Source organism: Planctomycetota bacterium (assembly GCA_035574235.1).
GTDB lineage: Bacteria > Planctomycetota > MHYJ01 > MHYJ01 > JACPRB01 > DATLZA01.
On record DATLZA010000190.1, the window covers coordinates 1 to 21,849 of the forward strand.

Genomic DNA, 21,849 nt, shown 5'->3' on the forward strand with positions numbered 1-21,849 from the left:
CGCGCGAGGCGCTGGAGCGCCTGGCGGGGGAGGCGCCTCCGGGGGCGCGGCCGTACCTGGAGGCGGAACGGGAGCGCCTGCGGGCCGGCGCGGCGCTCGCCGAATCGCTGCGCGCCTCGGCGGGGAAGGAGGTCGCCCTCGCGCGCCGCGACGGGCGCGTCATCCGCGGGCGGCTTCTCGAGGCGGGGCCGGAAGGGCTGCTTGTGGAAGGGTCGGAGGCCGCCCGCGAGGCGCTCGCGTGGGAAGAGGTGGCGCCGGAAGCGGTTCCCGCGGCGGCGGCGCCCACGCGGGAGGGGATCCTGGCGCGCTCGGCGGCCGGGGACGCGCGGGGCTGTCTTGCGGCGCTCGGGCGCCTGCGGCCGGAGGAGCGCGCGGCGACGGCGCCTCTCGTGGTCGATCAGGCCATCGAAGAGGCGCTGAGGGCGGACCTCGGGGAGCTTGCGGCCTTCGAGATTCCGGCCGCGCTGGCGTCGGAGGTGGCGCCCGTTCTTTCGGACCGTCTGGCGCGGGTGCGCCGCGAGCGCGAGGCCGCGGTTCTCTACGGACGAGGCGGAGCGATCGGGCGCCTCGCGGCGGAGTTCCGGGACACGCGGGCGGGGGAGCGCGCCGCCGCGGACGCCCTGGCGGCATTCGAGCGGACGCTTCCGCCGCAGGCGGGCGTCGATCGGTCGCGGGACGAGCACGAGGTCGTAAATGCCGCCTCCTGGCCCACGTGGGAGAGGGAGGGGGACGTGGCGCTCGTCCGGGACGACGAGACCTACGCGCTGAGATCGGACCCTTCGGGCCGGCCGGCCCGGGTGGCCAAAGCTCTCGCGGGGGCGCGGCGCGGATACCGCGTGCGCTTCCGGTTTTCTTCAGGGGACGCCGGCGTCGTATGGCGCGCGGAGGTCGCCCCGGAAGCGGCGCTCGAGGTGGGCCGCCGCGGGGTCGTCCTGGCGGAGCCCGCGGGGCGGGTGGAACTCCTGCGAGGGGCGTCCGACCGGGCGGGGGGAACGGTGCATGTTTTCCCTTTGGACGCGGCGGTCTTTCTCTATCTCGACGGACGGCTGGTGGCGGTGCGGCCCGGGGGCGAGAAGGGGATCGCGCCGCGGCTGGGGTTTTCGGCGCGGGGCGGGGCCGTGATTCTGGAGTCGGTCCGCGTGGTCGATCGCAATCGGTTTTGAGGAGGGATTCATGAAGACGATCCGTTGGGCGGGCGTGGGGGCGACCTTGGCGGCTCTGGCGGCGTGCGCGGGGGCTCCGGACGGCGGCGAAGGCGGGGAGTTCCCCGACACGATCCACACCGTGGACAGGGAGGCGGTCCGGTGCCGCATCGTGAGCGAGACGGCTTCGCACGTGACCTACGAGGGGAGCGGGGAAAGGACGTCGGTCCTCTCGCGGGGCTGGATCCGGAAGATCGACTACGGTCCGGAGACCTGGAAGCGTCTCACGCAGCCGCCGCTGCGGCCCGCGGATCGGGGCGCCGGCGCGGAGGCGGCGCCGGCGAGCTGGTTTCCCCGGCGTTCGGCGTCCGAGGGCGTGGAGGTGCGCGAGATCACCTGGCAGGAGCGCTCCGACTTCAAGGACGTGATCGGGGAGAAGTGGGCCGAGGCATGCCGGCGGACGCCGGAGCTGCATCTTTTCGCGCCGGCGGGCGGCTCGATTGCGTTTTCCGATCCTCGGCGGTGGGGATATCACGCGCGGACGTGGCCGGACGGAGCGCTTCACCTGCCGCAGGGGAAGGAGGGGCTCCGGATTCCGATGCCCGCGGAGGCGGTGGCCTTCGTGAGCCCTTCGATGGAGATGAAGACCCGGGAGGAGGCGGCGCGGACGTCGTACGCGCCGTCGGACGTGATCTACGCGGTCGTTCATCCGTTCGAGCACCGGGAGGGGATGCTGTCGGCGCAGCCCTTTTCGGGGGGAACGCCGCGGAAGACGCCGCTCGGGGAGCTTTGGGCGTTCGGGCTCCCGCGGAACGCGCAGAGCTTCTGGCTCTACGCGGCGGACGGCGAGGCGCGGGCGCATCGGAAGGTGCTCGAGACGCTGGGGGTGGCGTTCGGGGACACCGTGCTGGTGCCCGACGCCGCGATCGACGTGCAGGGGCCGGACGGGACGGTCGTGGCGCGGGCGCTCCTGGTTCCCTATCCGGACGACGTGGGGCTGGACGCGGCGGCGTCGGTGACGCTTTTTGCGGGGACGGAGAAGGATCCGTCGCCTCTGGCGTCGGTGCCGCTTCCGCCGCGGCAGGCGGTGATCGCGCCGCTGCGGCCGCCGGCGACGCGGGCGGATGTGTGGGTGCAGCACTACGACGTTTCGGCGCGCCTTCCGCAGCGGCTGGTCATCGCGTACGGGACGGGTCGCCCGACGGCGGACGCGACCGTCGTGGAACGGGATCTCACCCCGGAGGCGTGCGACGAGCGGGTGACACTCGATCTGTCGGGGCGGGAGGAGCACGAATTTCCGGCGGTGGTGTGGTTTTCGGCGCGGCGGACGTTCGTGTGGCGGACGCCGGCGGGGCGCCTGGAGCGGGCGCCGGCGAAGCCTCAGGCGGCGCTCGAGATGCCGCGGCTGGCGCGGTACAAGCGGTCGGGGGCTTTGCCGCACGTGTTGCCGGTGTACTTCCGCGGGCCGGCGCCCGCGGCCGGACCGGGGGCGGCGCGCGGCGGAGGCGCGGATCCGGCGGCGGCCGTCGGAGGGATGTCGAGCGCGCTTCTTCAGGATGCGCTCCGGAGGGAGGCGGGCGGTCCGGCGGCGCTTCCGGCGCAGCCGATTCCGCCGTCCGTTCCGCCGTCCTCGGGAGGTCCCGGGAGCGGCTTGAGCAATACGACGTACGTGCAGGTCGTGGTGCCGCCGCACGCGCTGGGTGGGGGCGGCCTGGGGGGAATGGCCGGGGCACTGGGCGGCGGAGGGGGCGGGGTAGTGCCTCCGCCGGCGGGGATGTATTTGAGCGGGCCGGGCGCGGCGGGCGCCGCGAGCCTGGCCGGCCTCAGCTCCGCGGCGATGCCCGTGTCGGGCTACATCGACGGAAGCGGAAACTACTACAGCCCTTCCGGCCAGCCGCTTTGGAACAACCAGGCCGGGACTTACCAGTACTACAGCGGAGGAGGAAGTACCCCAGGTGCTCAAGTGGGTGGGTTCGACCCAATTGCAAATCACCCAATTATCACTTTTACCCGGAGCAAGCGTCCATGAGCACGCTTGCCCTGTTTCTCACCGCCGCGTTGAGCCTGCAGGCGGCTTCGCCGGAGAAGGATCGAGCCGCGCCGGAGGAGACGCATCGGCCGCGGCCCCGGATGGTCAACCGCGTTTTCGTCGAAATGCACCGGTATGTGGAGATGCCTTCCGAGCATCCCCAGTCCCGCCAGCTCTATCCGCTCCTTGTCCAGGAGGACCACGGGCCCTTCCGGAACGAATTCCAGTACGACAGCTACCACTATTATCCCCCTCCCCGCAAAGAGGCGCCCCCGGATCCAGGATTCTCCCTTGGCTTCACGGTGGGCGCGATGTCGTTGAGCGTCGGCACCGACTTTATTGAAGGCCCCGTCCGGACCACGACGACCACGGTGGTCACGGTGGACGGCGGCGATCGCGAGGATCCGCCTGTTCCTCCGGGACCCACGAAGTCGCTTTCCGATTTCGGGGATCCCGGCGAATCGGAAACGAGCGACTCGGCGCGACCGCGCCTTCACGGGCCGTCCCTGAGCCTGCCGGTCAAGGCGGACGTCACCGAATGGGGCTTTCTCGACTGGCTGCCCGCGGGAACCTCCCTGGAGCTTCAGGTTCGGGCGCTTTTCGGGACGGTGGACGTTCTGGGGGTGTCGAGCGACGCGGCTTTTTACAGCGCGGCGCCCCGGCTGTTTCTCCCCGTTTTCTCCCTCGACCGGCCCGCCCTCGTGGGGGGCGTGGCGGTTTCCGCGGGAGCCTGCTGGCTGAGGACGGATGTCGGTCGGGCCGCGGGGGTTGAAGGAGCTCTGGGCCTGCACGCGCGGTGCTTCGTGGCGGGAGGGCTCTCCGTGAATCTGGGGGTGGACGTGAACGCGTTCGCCTCGGAGTCGGTTTTCGCGTGGGGTCTGCTTCCGACGCTCGGAATCAATGTCGCCTGGTGATTCGATGAGAGCGTGCCTGAAACTCCTGCCGGCGGCGGTGTTCGCCTGCGGTTCCTGTTCCAGCCGGTTCGACGACGTCACCGGACCGGAGGTCCTTCTCGAAGAAGTCGTCGAGGTCAACGGTCTGTCCCCTCCTTCCGACTTGACGGGGGAAGTGCGCTCCGGGGGGGAGGAAATGGCGCTCGCCTGGCGGGACAATTCCTCGGCGGAGACCGGCTTTCGCGTGGACGTGGCGGAGCGTCCCATTTCTTCTTTCGCGGACGTTTCGGCGTGGAGCGTGTTGCCGGCGGATACGTCGCAGGCGGTTCTTCCCTGCGAGCCGGGAGCGGAGTATTACGTGCGTGTGCTGGCCGTCACCGACAGGCTCCAGTCGCCGCCCAGCAACTTGATCCGTCTCGTCACGGCCTCAGGGCCTCCCGGGACGCCGGAGATCGTGGCCGAGGGATACTCGCCCTCGCAGATCCGGGTTTCGTGGAGGGACGTGGCGGAGGAGCGGGGCTACCGGGTCGAGCGATCGGCCGACCTGGGAAGGACCTGGACGGTCGTGGCGACCCTTCCGCGGAACTCGGAGGGGTACGACGATTCCGGGCTTCCGCCCCGGAGCGCTTACTGTTATCGCGTGACGGCCGTCAACGTCTTCGGGCAGTCCGTCTCGAACGTCTCCTGCGCGGAGACGATCGCGCCCGGAGTGACCTCGGGCGTCGCGTACGGGTGGGGCGACGTGGGGGCCCACACGTCGATCGTTCTGGCGGGCTCGGAAGAGAGGGTGGCCTTTTACGATGCGACGAACGGCAGAGCGCTTTTCTGGGAGGGCGGTCAGATCGCCGTGGCGGACGCCACGCCGGGGGCGGGGGCGACGGGGACGGACGTGGTCGCGCGGCAGGGGGTTTTCGCCGAGGTGGTGACCGTCGCAGGGACGAAATTCAACATCTCGACGGGCAACGCCCGCTACGGCTTTACGTCCAGCACGCTGGATCCGACGTACGCCCGGCTGCATCCCAAGACGGCCGCGAACGCGGCGGGGCGGTTCTACCTCTATGCCGTTCAGTGGGGTTCCTCGCTGGCGCTTCGGGAGTGGGTGTTTCCGCCCGACGGAGGGCCCCAGAACAACATCGTGGACGTCGGAACGCCGCAGATCGCGGGGCTGGACTACGCGGTGGACGGAGCGGCGGACCAGCACGTGGCGCTGACCGCGGGGGATGGAACGACTTTCGAGTTGAGGTATCTCCGCAGGATCACGACGGGGAGTCCGGCCTGGAGCGGCTGGAGGCTGACCTCGGCGGGGCGGCCGACGTTCTGCGCGATTGTTGCGCTTCCTCAGCCCACGGGCCGGGAGGTGCCGCACATCTTCTACTACGAGAGCGCGAACGGGCGCCTTATGCATGTGTGGCGGGAGAACTGGTTCGCGGGGACGGGTTGGCGGACGGAAGTGGTGCGATCGGAGCCCGGGCGCCGGGTGGGGGCGTATGTGTCAGCGGCGTATGCCGCGGGTCAGTTTCATCTGGCGTACTATGACGAAACGCGGGGCGACCTTATGTACAGCCGTGGAATGGCCGGAAGCTGGAATCATTTCCTCATGGACGCCGCGGGGGATGTGGGCACCCACACGTCGATCGCCGTGGAGGAAGGCGGGACGGTGCACATCGCGTATCGCGACGAGACGAACGGCGATCTCAAGATCGCGCGAGGGCGTCCGTAGAGGTTATTTCTTCCGCTTTTCGCGAAGCAGGGCCCGGTCTTTGGCCTCGATGAGGAAGTTGATGAGGAGGTTTTGCAGGGCGAACCCATCCTCTCCCTGGCGTTGGAGTTTGAAGTGAGAAATGACACAGATGACCTTTCCCCCATCCATCATACCGAATTCCTCGTAAATGCCCGAACAAGCTATGCTTTCTTTTAAAAGATCAGTGCTGATACCCGGTGAAAATGTGATGGCAACCACAGGTGACCGCTTCTTTCCCACTATGCTTGGCGCCTCGATGAGGGGAATAGCTTTACTTGGATCAAAAACGAGGACCGGTGCCTCTGAGCAGATTTTCCACTGGAGTGTATTTTGACGACCTGTCACAGACCTGTTGCCAGTAGGAAGGATGTCTATTCCGCGCAACAGAGGACTGCCGAGCGTACCCTTGCAGGGATAGATATCAACGGTAAGGTCCGAGAAGGTTCCCTTCCCGAAGATGATGTAGTTAGGGAACGCATGCTTTACCACTTGAAGGATGGCTTGATCGGTAACAAATAGATAGCCCCCACTGCTTACATATTCTTTTATTCTCTCCACTTGTCTCGGGGGCCAATCGCCTGTTCCGCAATTCACAAATACAGCCAAGTATCGTTTAAAGCCGAGATCATCTCCCGACTGTATTCTTTCCCAACTCATAGATTGGTAGGGAATTCCTAGGCGGAACAGTACATCTTCGACGTTATCTGCCACACCCTCAATAACCAGCACCTCCTCCTTTTTTCCGCGCTTGAGGGCTTCGTAGTCCGTGACGCGGGTGCGGCGGATGGAGTCGGCGACGGTTTCGCCCACGCGGCGAGGGGACGGGGGCGGCGCCGGCCGCCCCGCCGCGCGCGCTTCGATTCCGGCCCACCAGCGGCGCCACGCCGCCGGGCCCCCCGCCGGAGGGTCCTCCTTCGCCAGCGCCCGCAGCGCCTTGAACGCCCGGCGCGTCAGCTCGCGCTCCTCCCCCGGATCCTTGTCCGCCAGGTCGAGAAGAATCGGCGCCGCGTCCAGGCGCTCGCGGTCCACGAGCTCGTCCATCGCCGATACCTGAAGATCCGGCGAGCCTTCCCGAAGGATCCGCTTGAGGAGCTCCACCGCCCCCGGCGCCTCGCTGTAGCGCAAGGGAAGAATGAGATCCCGCCGGAGCTCCGGAACTTTTCCCTCCAGGATCTCCCGGCCCAGGGCGTCGAGCGCCGCCGGCGAGCCGAGGCGCGCCATGCCCGCCAGAATCGTCCAGTAAGCCCCCGGAGGCGCCGACCGCGCCGCCCGCACCAGCGCCTCCACCGCGCGCGCGCTGTCGTCCGCCGCCACCCGCCCCACCGCCTGCTCCAGCCGCGCCTCGTCCCGCCCCGCCAGCGCCTCCTGGAGGCGGCGCATCGCCTGACCCCAGTCATCCCCCCCGCCGCCTCCCGCCCCCAGAAGCACCAGCGGCAGGATCCGGAACTTCATCCCCTTCCTCCTCCGGCGTTTTCGAGACCCTGAACTTTTCCGCCGGGGTTCGAATGTACCGTGACCCCGCCGGGGACGTCAACGACAAGATTTTCCCCCAGGAAGAAACGCGCGGGAAAAGAGAGTCGGGAACGCGCTACAGCGTCCAGCCTTTGCGGTACTCGCGCCGCAGGAACCGCTCCGCTTCCGGGGCGTTCGGGATCCGCAGATTTTCCGCGTCCCACTCGATCCGCTTGCCGGACCGGTAGGCGACGTTGCCGAGAAGCACCGCTTCCGTCAGCGGCCCGGCGTAGTCGAACGCGCAGAGCGCCCGCGGCCCCCCCTTGCAGGCCGCGATCCACTCCGCATGGTGCCCCGGCGACGGCGGAATCGAACGCGGCGGGCGCTCGTAGTCGCGGAACCGGTCCTCCGGAAGAAGCTTGTGCCGCGAATAGTCCGCCACAATCATGCCCTGGCGGCCCACGAAGAGGACGCCGTTCCCCTTCCAGTCCCCCAGCGTGCCGTCCTCCGCGGCCGGGGGCTTCCGCCCTCCGTGATACCAGACCAGCTTCACCGGCGGCCGTTCTCCTCGCGCCGGAAACTCCCACCGCACGATCAGCCACGGCGGCGCGCCGTGCGCGTCCACGGGCGGCCCCTCGGCCTCCACCGCCCGCGGCCCCCTCAGCTCCAGGGCCCAGAACGCCAGATCGATGTAGTGGCACCCCATGTCCGCCAGGTGCCCGCCTCCGAAATTCCAGTAGCTGCGCCAGCCGGCCGGATGATACCGCGGACTGTACGGCCGCTCCTCCGCCGGGCCCAGCCAGAGATCCCACGCCAGATGCGGCGGACACGGAGGCGGCGTGGCGTGCGCCGGCAGCCCCTGGGCCGTCCACGCCCCGCCCACCCAGACGTGCACTTCGGAAATCTCCCCGATCGCCCCCGCCCGCACGAGCTCCACCACCCGGCGGTAGTTCTCCTCCGCGTGGATCTGCGTTCCCATCTGCGTGGCCGCCTTCCGCTCGGCCGCCAGCCGCGCGAGCGCGCGCGCTTCGAAAACGGAATGAGCCAGGGGCTTCTCGCAGTAGACGTGCTTGCCCAGCCGAAGGGCCATCGCCGCCGCCGGGGCGTGCACGTGATCCGGCGTGGAGATCACCACCGCGTCGAGGGACTTCTCCTTCTCGAGCATCTCCCGGAAGTCGGCGTACCGCGCCGCCTTCGGATGCCGCGCGGCGGCCTTCTCCAGGTTCTTCGCGTCCACGTCGCAGAGCGCGACGATCGCCTCCCCCGCGCACCCGGCCGCGTTGGCCTCCCCCCGCATTCCGCCCACGCCGATCACGCCCACATGAAGCCGGGCGTTCGGCGAGCGCTCCTGGCGGAACCCCGCCGCCCAGAAGCCCGCCGCCGCCGACGCTCCCAGGAAGCGGCGCCGCGAAAGAGAAAAAGCCATCTCCGCGCGAATCCTCCGACGTCTATCTTACGCCTGCGGGGGAGGCGAAGGCGGCGTCCCGGCCGCGGGAGACGCCGGGGGCGCCCCTTCCTTCCGCCCGGCCAGAACCTCGTGGATCTTGAAGAGGATGATCATGGATTCGCACACCACCCGCCACCACAGCATCCCCAGAACGAAGAAGATCCCCGAGACGATCAGGCCTACCGCGAACGTGCCGCAGTTGAACTCCGAGCGTATCCCGTCCGGCCCGAAAGAAAACCCCGAGGCCATCCGGAAGGGCAGCCAGAGACACATCAGAAAGAGCCCCACCACCCCCAGAATGAAGACGATCTTGACGAGCGTCGGCAGGATCAGGAGATCGAACTTGAAGAACGCGACCATCCGGTTGCGGTCCACCTTCTTGAGATCCATATCCATCCCGGCCACCTCCTTTTCGTTCGAAGTACTCTAACCCATGGGCGCGCTCGATGCTACAAAACCTGTTGCGCCGATCGGCCGGAAAGGGAAAACTGGGGCCATGAAACCCGCGGTTCCGTTTCCGCTCCTTTCCGCTCTGCTGGGGGCGATCCTGGCCCTGGCCGGGTACCACCTTCTCCGGGTGAGCGTCCGGATCTTCGCGGCGCTGTTTCTGGCGGCCGCGGGGCTCGTCCTGGCGGCGCTCCTGGGGCCCCGCCTCGACGGCCTGGGCGAGGTCGGCAAGACCGCGGTCCTCGTCGCCGGCGTTCTGGGACTGGGAATCCTGGGCTACCTCCTGGGGGACGTCCTCTATTACCTCTACATGTTTCTCCTCGGGGCGGGCGCGGGCGTGGTTCTTCTGGCCGTGGGCCTGCGGGTGGCGGGGGCGGCGCCGCTTCCGGCCGGCGTTTTCTGGGCGACGTTCGTGGCGGGCGGCGTCCTTGGCATCCTTCTCGAACGTCCCATCGGCATCTTCGGCACCGCCTGCGTCGGGGCGGCCATCGCCGCGGCGGCGGTCGAGCGCCTCCTCCCCCAGGGCGCGCGCGCCGTGGCGGGGATCCTGTACCTCGCGCTTCTCGTGGGCGGCTGCTTCGCGCAGGCGGCCCTCACCCGCAAGCTTCCCCCTAGAGCCGCCACCCCTCGCGATACTCGCGCCGGATGAATTCCTCTCCGGCCGAAGGCTTCATCGCCTCGGCCTCCCACTCGATCCGGCCGCCCGCGCGGTAGGCGACGTTTCCGAGAAGCACCGTCTCCGTCAGCCGCGCCGCGTACGCGAAGTCCGAAAGCGCCGGCGGGCCTCCCTTGCAGGCGGCGATCCACGATCCGTGATGGCCTCCTTGCGCGCGCGGAAGGGTCGCCGGCGGCGGCGCGTGCCCTTCGAACTTCTCGCGGGGAAGAAGCACGTGCTTTCCTCCGTACGAACTCGGCACGTAGATCGTCCCCTTCTCGCCCACGAAGATCGTTCCGTTGGAGACCATCTTCTCGCCGCCGATCAGATCCTGGGGCGGCCGGTTGGGAATCTTCTGCCCGTCCGCTCCGGGACGCACGCCGTCGTACCAGACGAGCTTGACGGGGGGGCGCTCGCCCCGGGCGGGGAAGTGCCAGGTGACCGTGGTCCAGGTCGGAGTGCTTTCCGGATCTTGAGGCGCCCCTTGCGCTTCGATCGTCCGCGGGTTGTCGAGCTCCAGCGCCCAGAACGCGGCGTCCATGTTGTGGCACGCCATGTCGCCGAGCGAGCCGGTTCCGAAATCCCACCAGCCGCGCCAGGAGAAGGGATGAAGCCCCCCGTGGTAGGGCCGGTGCGGAGCGGGTCCGAGCCACTCGTCCCAGTGCAGATGCGCCGGGCAGGGCGGAACCTGGCGGGGACGCTTTCCTCCTCCGAAGGCGCGGTCGGTCCAGACGTGCACTTCCTTGATCGGGCCGATCGCTCCCGAGCGCACGAGTTCCACGAGCGCCGCCTGGCCGCCGGAGGAATGCCCCTGGTTGCCCATCTGGGTGGCGACCTTGGCGCGCGCGGCCTCCCGGGCCATCAGGCGCGCCTCGGCCACGGAATGGGTCAGGGGCTTCTCGCAGTAGACGTGTTTCCCGAGCCGCATCGCCCGAATCGACGCCGGCGCGTGGTGGTGGTCGGGCGTCGAGACGACGACCGCGTCGATTTCCTTTTCCATCGCGTCGAACATCTTGCGGTAGTCGTGGAAGACGCGCGCGCCCGGGTGTTTCCGCGCCGCCTCGGCCAGGCGCTGGTCGTCCACGTCGCAGAGCGCCACGATCGTTTCCGTGCGGGCGACCGCGCCGAGGTTGCCTCCGCCCTGGCCGCCCACCCCGATCGCGGCGACGCGCAGTTTGGCGTTGGGGGACTTTTCCTGGCCGTACGCGGTCGCGCGGCCGGCGATCCAGAACCCGGCCGCCGCGCCGCCGGAGACCTTGAGGAATTCGCGCCGCTTCATAGACGCCTCCGACGGAAGGGGGTTGCTACAGGTGTTACGCCTGCCGTAGGATGCGCGCGGCGGCGAGGAGGAAAAAACGATGCAGCTGGCGGGATGCGCGGCGCTCGTGACGGGCGCGGGCCGGGGGATCGGCCGGGCCCTGGCGGACGCCCTGGCGGCGGAAGGGGCGCGGCTGATCCTGGCGGGCCGGACGGCGGCGCGGCTCGAGGAGGCCGCGGCGGCCCTCCGGGCGCGCGGCGCCCCGGCGGAGATCGTTGCCGGCGACGTGGGCGAGGAGGCGGACGCGGCCCGGATGGTGGGGGCGGCGCTCGAACGCTTCGGGCGTCTGGACGTTCTCGTCAACAACGCCGGCGTCGGCGCGCTCGGAACGCTCGAGGAGACCGATCCGGCGACCTTCGACCGGCTGTACCGCACGAACGTGCGGGGGCCGTTCCTGCTCATGCGCGCGGCCATTCCCGCGATGCGGCGCCAGGGCGGCGGGACGATCGTGAACATGGCTTCTCTGGCGGCCGTCAACGCCGTGCCGCGCCGGGCCGCCTACGCGGCCACGAAATGGGCGCTTCTCGGGATGTCCCGCTCCGTCCTGCAGGAGGTGCGGGCCGCGGGGATCCGCGTCGTGGTGGTTGAACCGGGCTCGACGTGGACGGAGTTCGGGCACGAGCCGGCCAAGCGTCAGGAGGCGCACAAGTTCCTGCGTCCCGAGGACGTGGCGGCCGCCGTCGTGGCGGCCCTGAAGCTTCCGGATCGGGCGACGGTCTCGGAGATCGAGATCCGGCCCACGGACCCTCCGGCGGGAAGTTAACCCGGCGGCTCCCACCCCTTGCGGTACGCGCGGCGGATCAGGGGATCCGCTTCGGGAGCGTTCCGCGCCTTCAGGGCCGCCGCGTCCCACTCCAGCTTCTTGCCCACCCGGTAGGCGATGGACGCCAGGTGGTTGGCCTCCGTGAGCGGACCCGAGTACTCGAAGGGGGCCAGGGTCTTGCCCTCGCCCTTGGCGGCGAGGATCCATTCCTGGAGGTGACCCGGGGAGCGCGGAAGGGTCCGCTCGGGCGCCCGGAAGTCGGCGAATTTCGATTCGGGCAGAAGCTGATATTTGCCGTAGCTCGAAAGGAGCATGCCCTTTTCGCCCACGAAGAGGTGGCCGCTTTTCCAGTTCGGAGGGATCGAGCCGTCCCGGAGGTGAGGCGGCTTCTCGGTTCCCTGATACCAGTGGAGCTTCACGGGGGGAAGTCCCTCGCGGGGGCCATACTCGTAGACGGCGCGGAAGTTGGCCGGGGCGAGGTCGGGATGGGGCGGCGGGCCGAAGCCTTCCACCGTGCGGGGGGCGTCGAGCTTCAGCGCCCAGAAGGGCAGGTCGTTGTAGTGGCTGCCGAGGTCGCTCATCGTGCCCGAGCCCCAGTCCCACCACCGGTACCATCGAGGTCCGGGGACATAGATGCGGTTGAAGGGCCGCGCGGGGCCCGGTCCGAGCCAGAGATCCCAGTGCAGACCCTCGGGGACGGGATCCTCTTTCGCGGGTCGCTCCTGGGTGCTGAGGATGTCGCCGTTGGCCTTGGCCTCCGCAGGAGACTGCCACCCCCACGATCGCTCGACCCACACATGGACCTCCGTAACCGGTCCGATCGTTCCGGCCTGGAGGAGCTCCACGACGCGGCGATAAGTTTCGCTCGCGTGCATCTGGATGCCCATCTGGGTGGCGACCTTGGGACGCCGGCGGGCTTCCTCCGTGAGGCGGCGCGCCTCCCACACCCCGTGGGTCATGGGCTTTTCGACGTAGACATGCTTGTCCAGAAGGAGCGCGGGAAGGACGGCGTGGAAATGCGTGTGCTCGGCGGTGGAGACGACGACCGCGTCGATCTCGCGGGCCATCTCGTCGTAAAGCTTGCGGAAATCGACGTAGCGGCGCGGGGCGGGCGCGCCGGGCCGCGCCTGGGCGAGCGTCCGGGCGGCCTTTTCGAGGGCGGGCTCGAAGACGTCGCAGAGGGCCACGACGTTTTCGGCGGCCAGAGGCCCGAGGTGGGCGGCCCCGCGGCCGCCGGAGCCGATGACGGCGATATTGAGCCGGGCGTTGGGGGACGCCTCCTGGCCGTAGGCCGTCCGGCGGCCGGCGATCCAGAATCCGGCGCCCGAGGCGGCGGCGAGACCCACGAAGCGGCGGCGGGAAAGGCGGTCGGACATGAATCATCTCCTCGATGGCGAAACGCTTCTATCCCTGAGTACGAGTCCGAACCGGCCGGCGGGGGCGAAAAAGGAGGGCGGGTCCAACCGCGAGAGAAGGGATCCCCGCCCCCGGGCCGGGGGCGGGGATCCGCCGTTCGTGGCGCGTTCGTCGCGACGCCGACCGCTAGACTTCCCAGCCCTTGCGGTACTCGCGGCGGATGTACGGCTCCGCCTCGGGGCAGTTCTTGGCCTTCATGGCCTCGCCGTCCCAATCGAGCGCCTTGCCCGTGCGGAAGGCCACGATGCCGATGAGCACCGTCTCGGTGAAGGGGCCCGAATAGGAGAAGTCGCCGAGAGACTTGGGGCCTCCCTTGCAGGCGGCGATCCACTCGCCGTGATGGCCGCCCATGTCCCCGGGTACGCGGGGAAGCGTCTGCTTGATGTCGAGTTCCTTCTTGTCGAGGACCTTCCCGTCGATGACCGCCTTCCAGTTGCCCGTCTGTTCGTCGAGGACCACGATCGTGCCCTTGTCGCCCACGATGATGTTGCCGTTGTTGGTGATCTTGACGCCCTTGGCCAGTTCCGCGGGCGGAAGGTTCGGGGTTTCGCGCCCCTCGGAGTCGGACTTCTTCCCGTCGTACCAGATGAACTTGAGGGGCGGCTGTTCGCCGCGGGCCGGGAAGTCGAGCTTGACGGTCATCCACTTGGGACCCGTTTCCGGAAGGAGGGGATCCCCTTCCGCTTCGACGCGGGTCGGGTAGCGCAGGTTGAGCCCCCAGAAGGCCGCGTCCATGATGTGGCAGGCCATGTCGCCGAGCGCCACGGTTCCGAAATCCCACCAGCCGCGCCAGGCGAACGGATGATAGATGCGGTTGACGAACGGACGCTCGGGGGCGGGCCCGAGGAACAGGTCCCAGTGCAGGCCCGGGGGCACGGGGTCGGTCTTCGTCGGACGCTTCATCGCCTGCGGCCAGATGGGCCGGTTCGTCCAGGCGTGGACTTCGGTGACCTTGCCGATGATGCCCTGCTGGAGGGCCTCGACGAGCCGGCGGCGGCTGTCGGTCGAGTGGCCCTGGTTGCCCATCTGGGTGGCCACCTTGTGCTTGGCGGCCAGCTCCGTGAGCTTGCGCGCCTCGTAGATGTTGTGCGTGAGCGGCTTTTCCACGTAGGCGTGCTTGCCCAGGGCGATCGCGCGGGCGGCCGCCGGAGCGTGGTGGTGGTCGGGCGTGCCCACCGTCACGGCGTCGATCTGGTTGGCCATCTCGTCGAGCAGCTTGCGGTAATCGGTGTAGACCTTGGCGCCCGGATAATCCTTGGCGGCCTTCGAGAGCGGGCCTTCGTCGATGTCGCAGATGGCCACGACGTTCTCGTTCCGGCAGGCGTCCAGGCTGGCGCGCCCGCGGCCGCCCACGCCGATGCAGGCGACGTTGAGCTTCGCATTGGGCGACTTTTCCTGGCCGAAGCCGGTCTGGCGGCCGGCGATCCAGAACCCGGCCCCCGCGGCGCCGGCGGTGCCCAGGAATTCGCGGCGGTTGATCTTCGGACGAGCCATCGTGAAGCCTCCCTTCGTTCGGTTTACCTTTCTATAGCGCGAACCGGCGCCGGCGTTAAAGCGAACCGGCCGGGATCCCTAAACATATACGCGCCGGGACGGAGACGCAAGAGGGAGATCCGCGGAAACTGGCGCCGGCCGCGCGAATTTGTAGCATAGGCGGACCTGAGCGAAAGGAGGACTCCTCCATGGCCAAGCGCGTTCGGATCGGTCTCGTGGGCGCGGGCTTCGCCGCCCACTTCCACCTCGCCAGCTACCAGAAGGTCTACGGCGAGGAGTTCGAAATCCGCGGCATCTACGGCCGCACCCAGGACAAGGCCGCCCACCTCGCCCAGGAATACAACCTCGCCAAGGTCTACGGGTCCTACGAAGAGCTTTTGGCGGACAGGGACGTGGACGTCGTGGATCTTGTGGTTCCCAATCACCTCCACGTCCCTCTGGCGATCCAGGCCGCGCAGGCGGGAAAGCACGTTTTCTGCGAAAAGCCGCTCACGGGTTTCTTCGGCCCGCCGGAGGCCAAAGGTGCCCGCTGGTCCGCCCGAGGGTATTCGCGCGAGGCCATGTTCCGCGCCGTCCTCGACGAGGCCAACCGCGCGTACGACGCCGTCCGGAAAGCGGGCGTCACGCTGTGCTACGGCGAAAACTGGGTCTACGCGCCCCCGATCGTCAAGCTCAACCGGCTTCTGGCCGCCAGCGGGTCGCCGATCCTGCGCATTCAGGGCGAAGAATCCCATTCCGGTTCCCACGCCGAGTACGCCAAACGCTGGCAAACCGCCGGCGGCGGGTCCCTCATCCGCCTCTGCGTCCACCCCGTGGGGGCGGCGCTGTATCTCAAGTACGAGGAAGGCCGCCGCCGGAACGGCCGCCCCATCCGGCCCGCTTCCGTCACGGCCGAAGTCGCTCACCTCACCGCGATGAAGACCTTCCAGGACGAACCCCGGAAGTTCATCAAGACCGGCTGGGAGGACGTCGAGGACTACGGGGCGATCCTTCTGACCTTCGACGACGGCTCGGTCGCCCAGCTCACCTCCACCGACACCGTGATGGGCGGCATCTACAACCACCTGACCGTCTACGGCGCGCGCGTCGTCCTCAAGGCCAACATCAACCCGAACACCGCCTGCATGGCCTACACCCCCGACGGGGACTTCTTCAAGGACGAGTACATCGTCGAGAAGACCGAAACCAAGGAAGGGTGGTCCTTCCCCTCGCCGGACGAGGACATGGTGACGGGCTATCCGGACGAGCTGCGCGACTTCGTGGGGGCGATCTCGCGGGGCCGCCCCCCCAAGAGCGACCTCATGCTGGCGCACGACGTTCTGGTCGTCACCTACGCGGCCTACCTTTCCGCCGAGAAGGGACAGCGCGTGGACGTGCGCCCGTACCTCCGGGACGCGAAGTAGAGGGGCCGCGCCATGCCGATCCGAACGCCCCAGGAGCTCCGGCCGGCGCTCGAGCGCGCCCTGCGCGACGCCCCCGTCACGGACATCCACACGCACCTCTACGCGCCCGCGTTCGGGGACCTTCTGCTGTGGGGCGTCGACGAGCTTCTGACGTACCACTACCTTGTGGCGGAGTTCTTCCGGCGCTCCGCGATGCCGTACGCGGACTTCTGGAAGCTGCCGCGGGCGGCCCAGGCGGATCTCGTCTGGAACGCGCTTTTCGTCGAATCGTCGCCCGTGAGCGAGGCCTGCCGCGGGGTTCTCACGGTTCTTGAGCGGCTGGGGCTGGACCCCGGGCGGCGGGATCTCGGGGCCTTCCGGGCGTTCTTCGCCGGGCGGACGCGCGAGGCGCAGATCGATCTTGTCTTCGAGAAGGCGGGCCTTCGCGAGTGCGTGATGACGAACGATCCCTTCGACGACCGGGAGCGGCCGGTGTGGGAGGCGGGCGTTCGGGGGGACCCGCGGTTCAAGGCGGCGCTTCGGATCGACCCGGTCCTTCTGGACTGGGGCCGGGCGGGGCCGCGGCTGCGCGAGTGGGGCTATCGCGTGGAGCCCGAGCCGGACGCGCGGACGTTCGACGAGGTGCGGCGGTTTCTGGACGAATGGGCGCGCCGCACGAAGGCGCTCTACGTGGGGGTTTCCCTGCCGCCGACCTTCGCGATGCCGGAGGAGTCGACGACGGCCCGGCTTCTGGAGCGGTCGATCCTTCCGGCGTGCCGGGACCGGGGGCTGCCGCTGGCGCTCATGATCGGCGTCAAGCGGCGCGTGAATCCGGAGCTCGCGCTGGCCGGCGACGCGGTGGGGCGCGCCCGGATCGAGGCGGTGGAATACCTGTGCGCCCGCTTCCCGGCCAACCGGTTCATGGTCACGATGCTCGCCCGGGAGAACCAGCACGAGCTGTGCGTGGCGGCGCGGAAGTTCCGGAACCTTCTCCCCTTCGGGTGCTGGTGGTTCGTCAACGTGCCCGGGCTCATCGAGGAGATCACCCGGATGCGCCTGGAGCTTCTGGGAACGTCCTTCGTGGCCCAGCACTCGGACGCCCGGGTCCTCGAGCAGGTGATCTACAAGTGGGATCACTCGCGCCGGGCGATCGGCGAGGTGCTCTTCGGGAAGTACGCCGACCTTCTGGCGGCGGGATGGGCGCTCGAGGAGCGCGAGCTTCGGCGGGACGTCGAAGAGCTTCTGGGCGGACGGTTCTGGGCGTTCGTGGGGCGCCGGCCTTCGGAGGCGTGAGGTGAAGAGTTCCGCGGAAGGATTCCTGTCGGACGAGGAGCGCGCCTGGGTCGAGCGCGCGCTGCGCCGGCGGCGCGTGACCCCGGAACAGGTCCGCGAGGCGGTGGAGATCCGGGCGCGGTCCGAGGATCCGGCCGCGCCGCTCGAGGTGGTGCTCGTCTCGCTCGGATATCTCCGGGAAGACGATGTGGAGGCGCTCGGCAAGACCACGGGACGCGTGCCGGTGCTCATGCCCGTCCCGGAACCCGCGGAACTCGTGGAGATCTACGGCTCCTGCACGGTGCTTGAGCCTCTGGGACGGGGGCCTTCCGGGCCGGTCTACCTGGCGCTTCACGGCGACTCGGGCCGCCGCGTGGCCCTCAAGGTCATTCCGGACAATTCGCTGAATCGGCCTTTCCGCCGGCGGTTCGCGCGCCACGCGCAGATGGCGCTGGGGCTTTCGCATCCCCGGGCGGCCCGGGTGCTGGAGGCGGGCGTGCAGGGAAAGGCGCTCTACGTGGCGACGGAGCTTGTGGGGGGGACGACGCTCCGGGAGCTGATCCGGACGGGAGGGCCGATTCCGTGGAGGCGTGCGTCCGCCGTTCTGGCGCAGGTGGCCGGGGCGCTCCAGGCCGCCCATGCGATCGGGCTCCTTCATGGGAATCTCAAGCCCGAAAACGTCTTCGTGGGCGGCAAGCTCGAGGTGAAGGTGACCGATTTCGGCCTGGGCCGGGCCGACGCGGAGTTTTTGAAGGACCACGCCGACAAGGCGGGCACCCTCATCTACAGTCTGGCTCCGGAGCAGTGGAGCCGCGAGACGGTTCCCGCTTCCGACCTTTACGCCTGCGGCGTGCTCTGGCATTTCATGCTGACGGGCCGGTATCCGTTCGAGGGCCGGACGTTCCGGGAGATCCGCCGACTGCACGAAAAGGGGGAGCCCCCCGCGCTCCGGGTGGGCCCGGCCGGGGTGGACGCCCTGGCCAAGATGCTCCTGGCCAAGGATCCCTCCCGCCGTCCGGCTTCGGCGGGGGACCTGATCGAGGCCTTGGCGGCCCTGGATTCCGGGCGTCCTCCGACCGTTCGGATACCCGTGGCCGGTCCTTCCAAAACGGCGTCGAAAACGCGCACGATCCGCCGCGGAGGCGCTTCTCCCCCCGGAAGAGCTTCGAAAATGTAGGAAAAAAGGGTTCCGAGGCCTACCCTCCTGGCGGAAGGCCGAAAGGCCCCTCCTGGCACGGCATTTGCTCCACCGGATCCCACGTGAATGACACCTGGGAGTAACCCATGAACGATGCGTCCCCCGGTTCCCCCCACACTCGGATCCGCCGCCGTTCCGCCCGCCAGACCGACGCGCTTTTGAATCTGGCCCGCCGGAACCTCCTTTCGGGGGCCGACCTCCGGGAGCTCCTTTGCCAGCTGGTCCGCGTGGAAGCCGAAGCCCTCGACGTGGAGCGCGTCAGTGTTTGGCTTTTTTCGGAAGACGGGGGCACCCTCGAACTGCAAAGCCTCTACCGTAAGTCCGTGGACGCCTGCGAGCGCGGCGGCCGCCTGCATGTCGCCGACTTCCCCGACTACTTCAAAGCCCTCGCCGCCGACGGCCTCATCGACGCCGAAAACGCCCTGGCGGACCCGCGCACCCGCGAACTGGCCGGGCCGTATCTTGAGCCGCTGGGAATCGGCGCGATGCTCGATGTTCCCATTTACGTCCAGGGGAAGCTCGAAGGAGTGCTTTGCCATGAGCACGTCGGCCCCCCGCGCCGCTGGGAGCCCGACGAACAAACCTTCGCCGCGGCGGCCGCCAACCTGGCCGCCATGGCGATCGCCCAGGCCCGCTGCACCCGCGCCCTGCAGGAATTGCGGGAGACCCAGGAGCGCCATCGGCGGCTCGTCGAATGCGCCAGCGACGCCCTCCTGGTTCACGATCTCGAGGGCCGCTTCCTGGAGGCCAACGAGCAGGCCTGCCGCTCGCTGGGCTATTCGCGCGACGAGCTGCTCGGGATGTCGGTCAGCCAGATCGATCTGGGCTACGACCCGGTCGGCGCTCCGCGCCTCTGGGCCGGCCTTCAGGCGGGCCGCCCCGTCTCGCGGGAAACCCTCTACCGCCGGAAGGACGGCACGCCCTGCCATGTGGAGGAGCGCCTCGGGCGGCTGGAGATGGGGGAGAAAACGCTCGTCCTCTGCGTGGCCCGGGACGTGACGGAGCGCCGCCGCATGGAGGAAACCCTCCGGCAGATGCAGCGCCTCGACGCCCTCGGGCGCCTGGCCGGAGGGGTCGCCCACGACTTCAACAGCTTCCTGACGGTCATCTCCGGCTACGCGCGGCTTCTGTCGGGATGTGTCCGCGAGGAGCCCGGCCGCCACTACGCGGCCCAGATCGTCCAGGCGGCCGAGCAGGCGGCCGACGTGACCCGGCAGCTCCTGGCGTTCAGCCAGAAACAGGTGTTGGCGCCCCGGGAGCTGCACCTGAACCGCGTTCTCCGCGAAACGGAACGTCTCCTGCGGCCGCTTTTCCCCGAGGACGTGCGGCTGGAACTTTCGCTGGCGGAGGATCTTCCTCCGGTCAAGGCCGATCCCGCGCAGATTCAGCAGGTGCTCGTCAACCTCGCGCTCCGCGCGCGCGACGCGCTGACCCGAGGGGGGACCGTGACGGTCGAAACGCGCGGTGTGCACCTCCGGGCCCCCGAATCCGCCCATGCCGCCGAGATCCCTCCCGGCGAATACGCCGTGCTCTCGGTGTCCGACACCGGACGCGGCCTGACGCCGGAAGAACGGGCGCATCTTTTCGAGCCTTTCGTCGCCTCGACCGAAAGCGGATCCCGTCTGGCGCTTTCCACGGTCTACGGGATCGTCCGCCAGAGCGGCGGCTTTGTGCGGGTCCGGAGCGCGCCCGGCGAAGGGTCCTCGTTCGACGTCTTCCTGCCCCGCCTGCGGGATCCCCAGCGTCCCGGAGCGCCGCCCTCGGGGGAGTCCGCCGCCGGGGGGCGGGAGGCCGTTCTTCTGGTCGACGACGCCGACAGCATCCGGAGCCTTCTTCGGGAGGTGCTCCGCAGTCGGGGATACCGGGTTTTCGAGGCGCGTCACGGCGCCGAGGGCCTGCAGCTCTTCCTGAAGCACGAGGAGGAAATCGCGCTCGTCGTCAGCGACATCGTCATGCCGGAGATGGGCGGGATCGAAATGGTCCGCAAGATCCGGGAGCGCGTCCCGCGGGTGCCGGTCCTCTTCCTGTCGGCGTACCCGGAGTACTCGGCGGAAGCGCAGGGTCCCCTGGAATTCGCGGACGCGTGGTTCATGGGCAAGCCCTTCTCGCCGGCGGAGCTCCTGGCCGAGGTGGCCCGCATCCTGGCCGTCTGTCCGCGAACCCCGCGCGCGTAGAGCGGCTCACGCGGGAGGGGCGGGTCGGAGCGCCGCCCGGTCGAAGGGAACGCCGCCCTCCCGGGCGATTTTCTCGAACTCGGCGATTTCGGCGTCCGTGAAAAGAAGGCCGCCGGCCCGCCGGCTCCGTTGCGCGGCGCGGTGTTCGGGCTCTCCCGGAAGCATCACGCCCGGCGAGTTGCCGTGTCCGAGGATGTCTTCGAGGACGGCCTTGACGTTTTCGGCGCGGGAGCGGCCGCGCGCGTAGCCGGCCCCCTCGAGAGCCTCGGGCCGCACGGCCTGAAAGAAGAAGGCCGGGGTGCGTTTCTCGTCCGGCGGGCCTTCGGTCCAGCGGCTGCGCAGGGTCGGAAGCGATCCGCCGATGAAAGCGGCCCAAAGCTCGTCGAGGAGCGAGAGCCCGTATCCCTTGTGCGCCCCGAAGGGCAGAAGCGCCCGGACCTTGTGCGGATCGGTCGTTTCCCGGCCCTCGGCGTCCACGGCGCAGCCGGGGGGCAGGGGCTTGCCCTCGCGCGCGAGCTGCTGGACGCGCCCCATGGCGATGGTGCTCGTCGCCCAGTCCACGACGATCGGGAACCCCACCGCCTCGACCGTGGGGAAGGCCCACGAGTGGGGGTTCGTTCCCATCGTGGGGAACTTCCCCCCGTAGGGCACCACCTCCGCCAGCGCCGCCGTGCAGCAGGTATAGGCGATGTAGCCCCGCCGCGCCGACTCCAGGACGTACCCGCCGCCCCACAGGTAGTGAAAGGCGTTGTCCACCGCCACGATCCCCACCCCGAAGCGGTCGGCCCGCCGCTCGGCCTCCGCCATCGCCTCGAGCGCCGTCGCCTGGCCGAGCTTGCGCTGCGCGTCCCACCGCGCGACCGCCTCGAACCGCGAGGGGAGCTTCCGGATCGCGGCGCCGGGGACGCACCCGCCCGCCTTGGAACCGAAGTGCTCGTCGAGGTGGAGCGCCTTGAGGGCGTTGTGCGTCTTGATGCCGTGCCACGCGGCCAGCCGCCCCACGTCGGCCGCGGCCCGGGCTTCCTC

17 protein-coding genes are annotated in these 21,849 nt (G+C 69.3%); 10 read left to right on the plus strand and 7 right to left on the minus strand.

The features are described from left to right. The 4 genes from VNO22_17885 to VNO22_17900 all read left to right on the plus strand — a co-directional run. Positions 1–1,163, plus strand: a 1,163-nt coding sequence (locus VNO22_17885) for a hypothetical protein (protein ID HXG63246.1), incomplete at its 5' end; no start/stop codon positions are given. A gap of 10 nt (positions 1,164–1,173) precedes the next feature. After that, positions 1,174–3,171 (plus strand): hypothetical protein, encoded by a 1,998-nt coding sequence (locus tag VNO22_17890; GenBank protein ID HXG63247.1) that lies wholly within the window; start codon positions 1,174–1,176, stop codon positions 3,169–3,171. Next, positions 3,168–4,085: a hypothetical protein gene (locus tag VNO22_17895; GenBank protein HXG63248.1), complete on the plus strand. Its 918-nt coding sequence runs from the start codon at positions 3,168–3,170 to the stop codon at positions 4,083–4,085. Before VNO22_17890 ends, VNO22_17895 begins: the two co-directional genes overlap by 4 nt. Positions 4,086–4,089: 4 nt before the next feature. Continuing rightward, positions 4,090–5,784: a fibronectin type III domain-containing protein gene (locus VNO22_17900; protein ID HXG63249.1), complete on the plus strand. Its 1,695-nt coding sequence runs from the start codon at positions 4,090–4,092 to the stop codon at positions 5,782–5,784. Positions 5,785–5,787: 3 nt separating this feature from the next. On the opposite strand, the gene VNO22_17905 is transcribed toward VNO22_17900, so the two are convergent. From VNO22_17905 to VNO22_17915, 3 genes are all read right to left on the minus strand, one after another. Then, entirely contained in the window at positions 5,788–7,257 is a 1,470-nt protein-coding gene (locus VNO22_17905; GenBank protein HXG63250.1) for a HEAT repeat domain-containing protein, read from the minus strand. A gap of 136 nt (positions 7,258–7,393) precedes the next feature. Then, positions 7,394–8,683, minus strand: a complete 1,290-nt coding sequence (locus VNO22_17910) for a Gfo/Idh/MocA family oxidoreductase (protein ID HXG63251.1) — start codon at positions 8,681–8,683, stop codon at positions 7,394–7,396. Between the two features lie 27 nt (positions 8,684–8,710). Then, entirely contained in the window at positions 8,711–9,100 is a 390-nt protein-coding gene (locus tag VNO22_17915) for a DUF4282 domain-containing protein (protein ID HXG63252.1), read from the minus strand. Between the two features lie 100 nt (positions 9,101–9,200). Here VNO22_17915 and VNO22_17920 point away from each other — a divergent pair, with 100 nt between their 5' ends. After that, positions 9,201–9,800, plus strand: a complete 600-nt coding sequence (locus VNO22_17920) for a hypothetical protein (protein ID HXG63253.1) — start codon at positions 9,201–9,203, stop codon at positions 9,798–9,800. Here the strand turns inward: VNO22_17920 and VNO22_17925 are convergent. Further along, on the minus strand, positions 9,763–11,085 hold the full coding sequence (locus VNO22_17925; GenBank protein ID HXG63254.1) for a Gfo/Idh/MocA family oxidoreductase: 1,323 nt from the start codon (positions 11,083–11,085) through the stop codon (positions 9,763–9,765). The genes VNO22_17920 and VNO22_17925 overlap by 38 nt on opposite strands. Before the next feature lie 79 nt (positions 11,086–11,164). Between VNO22_17925 and VNO22_17930 the strand changes: the two genes are divergently transcribed. Next, positions 11,165–11,887, plus strand: coding sequence for an SDR family NAD(P)-dependent oxidoreductase (locus VNO22_17930; GenBank protein ID HXG63255.1), 723 nt, complete (start codon positions 11,165–11,167; stop codon positions 11,885–11,887). Here the strand turns inward: VNO22_17930 and VNO22_17935 are convergent. Further along, positions 11,884–13,263: a Gfo/Idh/MocA family oxidoreductase gene (locus VNO22_17935; GenBank protein HXG63256.1), complete on the minus strand. Its 1,380-nt coding sequence runs from the start codon at positions 13,261–13,263 to the stop codon at positions 11,884–11,886. The two genes, VNO22_17930 and VNO22_17935, sit on opposite strands and share 4 nt — an antisense overlap. A gap of 166 nt (positions 13,264–13,429) precedes the next feature. Beyond that, on the minus strand, positions 13,430–14,797 hold the full coding sequence (locus VNO22_17940; protein ID HXG63257.1) for a Gfo/Idh/MocA family oxidoreductase: 1,368 nt from the start codon (positions 14,795–14,797) through the stop codon (positions 13,430–13,432). 188 nt (positions 14,798–14,985) lie between these two features. Here VNO22_17940 and VNO22_17945 point away from each other — a divergent pair, with 188 nt between their 5' ends. The 4 genes from VNO22_17945 (at position 14,986) to VNO22_17960 (ending at position 20,823) form a co-directional block, all read left to right on the plus strand. Continuing rightward, on the plus strand, positions 14,986–16,200 hold the full coding sequence (locus VNO22_17945) for a Gfo/Idh/MocA family oxidoreductase (GenBank protein HXG63258.1): 1,215 nt from the start codon (positions 14,986–14,988) through the stop codon (positions 16,198–16,200). A gap of 12 nt (positions 16,201–16,212) precedes the next feature. Further along, positions 16,213–17,472 (plus strand): glucuronate isomerase, encoded by a 1,260-nt coding sequence (locus VNO22_17950; protein ID HXG63259.1) that lies wholly within the window; start codon positions 16,213–16,215, stop codon positions 17,470–17,472. A gap of 1 nt (position 17,473) precedes the next feature. Further along, on the plus strand, positions 17,474–18,628 hold the full coding sequence (locus tag VNO22_17955) for a serine/threonine-protein kinase (protein ID HXG63260.1): 1,155 nt from the start codon (positions 17,474–17,476) through the stop codon (positions 18,626–18,628). Between the two features lie 107 nt (positions 18,629–18,735). After that, a complete protein-coding gene (locus tag VNO22_17960) occupies positions 18,736–20,823 on the plus strand; it encodes a PAS domain S-box protein (GenBank protein ID HXG63261.1) in 2,088 nt (695 codons plus the stop codon). A gap of 6 nt (positions 20,824–20,829) precedes the next feature. Here the strand turns inward: VNO22_17960 and VNO22_17965 are convergent. Continuing rightward, a partial coding sequence (locus tag VNO22_17965) for an Ldh family oxidoreductase (GenBank protein HXG63262.1) occupies positions 20,830–21,849 on the minus strand: 1,020 nt, incomplete at its 5' end.